Genomic DNA, 5,499 nt, shown 5'->3' on the forward strand with positions numbered 1-5,499 from the left:
CCCGGACCGCCGCCTGAACATCCTTTGCTGCCACCCTTGAAACGCATAAAAAGCGCCACAAGTACGAGCACCACCACCACCGCGATGATGGCTGTTTTCTTTTTATTCTGCTTTGCCGCTTCCATCAGAGAAGATAGTTTACTCATTTCGCATATTCCTTTCTGGTTTTTCCTAATTGTCCCTAGTATAACATCCCATTTTTAAACGAGTTTCAACTACATATAAACTGAATGTAAACGAACCGTGAAAAAAATGTGTTGCACCGTTCACAATCAGTTTAAACTTATGTGGTATACTATGAGTATTTATAATATTACATCTTTTTAATTGAATTATAGGGAGGTTTTACGGATATGTTTCACATTCTTGTGGTAGAAGATGATGCGAAACTGCGTTCCCTGTTCTGCACGGTACTCACCAACAATGGTTATCTGGCGCTTCCGGCAGAAAGCGGCGAAAAAGCATTATCTCTTTTAGATTCTGAATATGTAGATCTCATTATTTCGGATATTATGATGTCCGGAATGGACGGATATGAACTGATTGATCACCTGCGGACGAGCGGATTTACGATGCCGATCCTGATTATCACCGCCAAAGAGCGCTTTGAAGACAAGCAGCGCGGCTTTCAGGCAGGCACGGATGACTACATGGTGAAGCCGATCGATGTCAATGAGATGGTTCTGCGGGTTGGCGCCCTGCTCAAACGCGCCAAGATCGCGACGGAGCATCGGATTGTCTGCCAAAATACAATTCTCGACTACGATGCACTGACGGTCACGGTCAACGGGCAGGAGACGCTTCTGCCGCAGAAAGAATTTTATCTTCTATATAAATTACTTTCTTATCCAAATAAGATTTTCACGAGGCAGCAGCTCATGGACGAAATCTGGGGGCTTGACTCGACAACCGACGAACGGACGGTCGATGTGCATGTCAACCGGCTGCGCGAACGGTTTAAAAACTGCGATGATTTTATCATCATGACCGTGCGGGGTCTCGGCTATAAGGCGGTGAAAACAGAAGCATGATCAGCAAGAACTTTACCAAATATTTCCAGATTCCACTCTACTGGCTGACCCTCCTGGTCTTTTTCTTCCTGGTGTCCTCGTTGATACCGATGCTGACCGGATATTTTGTCTCGCTGCTCACAAGCGGAACAGATAAACACGAAGTTTTTCGGATTTTCGGTCCGAATTTTCCGCGTCTGATGTCATTTTTGAGCAGCCTTGCGTTCAGTATCGCGCTGTCGCTGTTCCTCTGGTCGAAAATCCTCTGCCCGATCGGTTCCATAAGCCTTGCCGCTAAGCAGGTAGCAGACGGAGACTTTTCTGTTCATGTACCAAATTCGAAGTCTTTGCAGGCGATCTGTGAACTAACCGACAATTTTAACCGTATGGTGCAGGAGTTAAACAGCATCGAATCGCTGCGAAATGATTTCGTAACCACGGTTTCCCATGAGTTCAAGACACCGCTCGCCGCCATCGAGGGCTATGCGACATTGCTGCAGGATCCATCTCTCTCAGAAGCGGACCGGAATGAATACACGCGCATCATCATCGACAGCACGCGCCAGCTCACCACGATGACCGGCAACATTCTTCTGCTTTCCCGCCTGGAAAAGCAGGAGATCGTGACTGGCCGCACGACGTTCAGCCTCGACGAACAAATCCGGCAGGCGATTCTTCTGCTGGAACCGCTCTGGGAGAAAAAGCATCTGAATCTCGACATTGATTTGACGGCGTGCAAATTTTACGGCAACTGTGAGATGCTGCAGCAGGTCTGGATCAATCTCCTGCAAAATGCCATCAAATTCACCCCGGCTGGCGGTATGCTTTCTGCCAAACTCGTCATCACAGGAGATAAGGTGCGTGTCTCCATCCGCGATACCGGCGTCGGCATGGATGACGCCACGATGAAACGGATCTTTGAAAAATTTTACAGCAGGAACTCTGATCCCAATGAAAAGGGCAACGGGCTGGGACTTTCCATCACGAAACGGATCATCGACCTGATGCATGGTACCATCGAGGTATCCAGCCAGGTGGACGAGGGTAGCTGCTTTACAGTGATTCTGCCGCTTGAAAAAGCATAGAATCTCATCGGCAAAACATATTGTACCCGACAATCATCAGAGAAATGGCGATGCTGACCCATAGAAAATTCTTTGGGAAAATGAGCACCAGGGTCATGCCAAATCCCATTGAAAAAAGGACTAAACCAAATAAACGCTTCATAGAATGATACCTCTCTGAAATGTCTGTTTTCAAAAGAAGTTAAATAGCAGGCGATCATTGCCAGAGACATCTGACATTCGATCGTGTGCTATGATCATTCTATGAAGCGTTTTGATTTTAATTTCTTTATTTCTTCTCTTCCATCTCGCCCGCCATTTTCTCAGCTGTCTGCATCGTCTCCGCATCGATCGGTCCGGTGCTTCCGCCGACAAATTTATTGACGAGATCCGGTGCCATGTCAAGAACCTTGGTCAATGCATCCTGATGCTTGATATTGACCACCTTCGTCATGCCATTCTGAATGACCAGCACCGCACTCGGCGTCATCTTGGCGCTCATGCCGCCCGCATTCTTCTCTTTCGCCGACTGACCAAACGCGCCCGCCGCCATGCCGCAGGTTACATCCACGAGTGGAAGTATAATCGCATCGCCAACTGTCACCGGCTCTCCCACGACTGTCTTCGTCGTGACGAACTCATCCATACCCTGAAATAATGCACCGATTGTCGATGCAAACTGATTGTCTGCCATATTATCTTCCTCCTCGGTTTCTATATTTATAAACCTGTGTCCGTACATTCTTATCCATCCAGATCCGAAGCGCCATCAATGCCAGCACGCCAATCTGGACTCTGCCCCGGAACGAAAGCTCCCCGTCCAGCGCATTTGCATCCATGACCGGAGTCAAATCAATCTTCTTTCCGTAAACTGGATACAAAAAAGCCGCCACACTCAAAATTTGTCCCATCAAATAAGGATCCTCCACGCCAAACGTAACCTGCCCGGACAGCTTTCTGGGAAATATATGCCGCAGAACTCGCATGAGCTGGCGTTTGATCAGGCGAAATGACTTCTGATTTTCTTGATTTTCTATAAATGCAAGGACGGATTGGCGTTTGTGCTCCAGGTTGTTGATTCGGGTAAGCAGCTTTGAGAGGGATTGCCGCAGGGCGCTCCATTTTTGTTTGAACCAGCTAATGATTCTATGAAGGAACGATTCACGCTTTTCCTGGCTGGGATTTGATTTTAATTCATTCTTTGCCCGATGCGTTTCTCCTTCTGCCTCGGACACTCCCGCCTCCTTCACATCTGGAAATGCATCTGCATTCTTCACAGCTTGAGACATTTCCGCCTCCCTCTGCGCACTCCGTCTCTTCACCGCCTCCTCCAGCAGCCTGGCAGTTTCCTCCGCTTTCTCGATCGCGGCGTCTGTCTTCTCCGATGCTGCTTCCGCCCGCAAAATCAGTTCACCGGTGTCTAAATCATCATCCCCTGTTTTCTCCTGCGCATTTACAAATTCCAGCTCATCCGAATCCGCTGCCTGCATGCCTTCCCGCACACGCCCAGATTCCGTATCTTTCTCTTCACTCTCACTCCCGAAAATCCGGAATCCAAACAACTTAACCGCATATCGAAGCCCATTTTCATAAGCAATCCGCAGCGACACCGCATGAAGCAGCCAATGGATATGCAGGTGCACGCCAAAATCCTTGATACTGTGGTAGCTTCCGTTCCCCCGGTATCGAATCGGGACAAATAAAACCGCCAGCAGGCACAGAAACAACAATCCCAGAATGACAAGAAGCAGGATTCCGAGTATTTTCAAGATTATGAACAAAATATGCAGCAATCCATCCCCTCCCACTTCTTATTCTTTCATTGACAAATTCATGTATCAGCTCTGTATCATATGATGTTGAGGTCAGAAGACATTTTCAGTCCAAAAAAACTTTATCAAAGGCTGCAAAATACTTACCTCTTTTTCCTCAGCCTGTCTTCCTTCTCTCTCAGATACGTCTTCACATCAAATCCACCCGTCTCGCGGTACGTCTCATCCACAATCCGCCCCACCGTCTCCACGGCATCCTGGTAGCTCGCGCCGACCCCTACGATCAGCAGATCCGCCTGCTCCCGGTAATAATTCTGCCGGAGCACATAGGCAGGCAGGATATCAAGCAGGTTGTGTCCGCCTGAGGCAGGCGTGATCACGTGAACGCCCGGCTGTACCTTTCCGAGGCGGAGTTTCTGTAGAATCGAAAAACGATGCTTTTTAGCAGTTTCTCCCAGATACAGATATTTATACCAAATCATCGTCCCCGCCTCCTAAAAAAGGAGAGCCCGATCCATGGCGCTCTAAAAACAGCACATTTCCGGCTATTTCTCCCCGCCTGTCAGCTCTCCCTCCTTTACATGATCAATCTTTTTTATAATTCTTAATAATCGACCGTCTCAGCAGATCCAGCGCCTGAATCACCGTCTGCTCACGCACCTTCTCGCGATTTCCGCGGAAATGGTATTCCTCTACTTTGACTTTATCCTTCATATAACATGCGATATAGACGAGTCCCACCGGTTTCTCCTCGGTTCCGCCGTCCGGTCCGGCGATGCCGGTCACAGCGATACAGGCATCCGCATCCGTCGTAAATACACCGCCTGCAGCCATCTCACGCGCCGTCTGTTCGCTGACCGCGCCGTATTTTTTCAGGGTCGCCTTACTGACGCCCAGGATCTTTTTCTTTGCCTTATTGGAATACGTCACGTATCCCTCGTTAAAGACCTCTGAAGCCCCCGGCACGTTGACGATGCGTCCGGCGATCAGACCGCCTGTGCAGGACTCTGCGGTTGTCACAGTCAGGTCGTATTTCTTTAAGAGGCGGACAACGACATCCTCCAGATTCTCATGCTCATCCGTCGTGTAAACCGCATTACCGAACCGTTTCTTGATCTCTTTGATAACCGGTTTTAACAGCTGTTTTGCCGCGTCTTCGCTCTCGGCTCTCGCGGTCACGCGCAGATGTACTTCTTTCGTCTTTGCATAGGTCGCAATCGTCGGGTTCGTCTGCTGGTCGATGAGGTCGAGAAGCATCTCCTCCACCTTGCTCTCCCCGTATCCGCAGATTTTGAGCATCTGGGAATAGATCACACAGTCAGATCGTTTCTGAATATAAGCACAAACCTGATCTTCCACCATCGGATACAGTTCGTTCGGCGGTCCCGGAAGAAGAATCGCGGTCTTACCTTTTTTCTCCAGGGCAAGTCCCGGAGCTGTGCCGTTTGTGTTGGAAAATACCACCGCGCCCTCCGGCACCAGCGCCTGACGCCAGTTGCTATCCGGAATATCGGTGCGCTTGCGCTGCCGGTACCAGTCCTCCAGATGTGCCCGCACCTCCGGATCCTCAACTAACGGCATTCCCATCAGCTCCGCGCAGACATCCTTCGTGATATCATCCTCCGTCGGTCCCAGACCGCCGCCGATGATAAC

At 49.4% G+C, this 5,499-nt stretch carries 7 protein-coding genes (1 of these 7 running past the window's edge); 2 read left to right on the forward strand and 5 right to left on the reverse strand.

All coding sequences use genetic code 11. The features are described 5' to 3' along the window. Positions 1-34 carry the start of an efflux RND transporter periplasmic adaptor subunit gene (locus QVO97_RS10410; RefSeq protein WP_369678415.1) on the reverse strand. 1,157 nt of this gene lie to the left of the window's left edge, so the window shows 34 of its 1,191 coding nt (coding positions 1-34); it begins with the start codon at positions 32-34; its stop codon lies off the left edge, out of view. Between the two features lie 319 nt (positions 35-353). Between QVO97_RS10410 and QVO97_RS10415 the strand changes: the two genes are divergently transcribed. Next, complete coding sequence (locus QVO97_RS10415) at positions 354-1,031, forward strand: response regulator transcription factor (protein WP_022360261.1); 678 nt, start codon at positions 354-356, stop codon at positions 1,029-1,031. After that, entirely contained in the window at positions 1,028-2,095 is a 1,068-nt protein-coding gene (locus tag QVO97_RS10420) for a HAMP domain-containing sensor histidine kinase (RefSeq protein ID WP_022360262.1), read from the forward strand. The genes QVO97_RS10415 and QVO97_RS10420 overlap by 4 nt, the downstream gene beginning before the upstream one ends. Positions 2,096-2,363: 268 nt before the next feature. On the opposite strand, the gene QVO97_RS10425 is transcribed toward QVO97_RS10420, so the two are convergent. From QVO97_RS10425 to QVO97_RS10440, 4 genes are all read right to left on the reverse strand, one after another. Next, a complete protein-coding gene (locus QVO97_RS10425; RefSeq protein ID WP_022360264.1) occupies positions 2,364-2,768 on the reverse strand; it encodes a GerW family sporulation protein in 405 nt (134 codons plus the stop codon). Position 2,769: 1 nt separating this feature from the next. Further along, positions 2,770-3,843: a hypothetical protein gene (locus QVO97_RS10430; protein ID WP_288189638.1), complete on the reverse strand. Its 1,074-nt coding sequence runs from the start codon at positions 3,841-3,843 to the stop codon at positions 2,770-2,772. Between the two features lie 146 nt (positions 3,844-3,989). After that, positions 3,990-4,328, reverse strand: coding sequence for a hypothetical protein (locus QVO97_RS10435; protein ID WP_022360266.1), 339 nt, complete (start codon positions 4,326-4,328; stop codon positions 3,990-3,992). 103 nt (positions 4,329-4,431) lie between these two features. After that, positions 4,432-5,499, reverse strand: a 1,068-nt coding sequence (locus tag QVO97_RS10440) for a competence/damage-inducible protein A (protein ID WP_288189639.1), incomplete at its 5' end; no start/stop codon positions are given.

It is taken from the genome of Clostridium sp. CAG:43 (assembly GCF_000434655.1).
GTDB lineage: Bacteria > Bacillota > Clostridia > Lachnospirales > Lachnospiraceae > Otoolea > Otoolea fessa.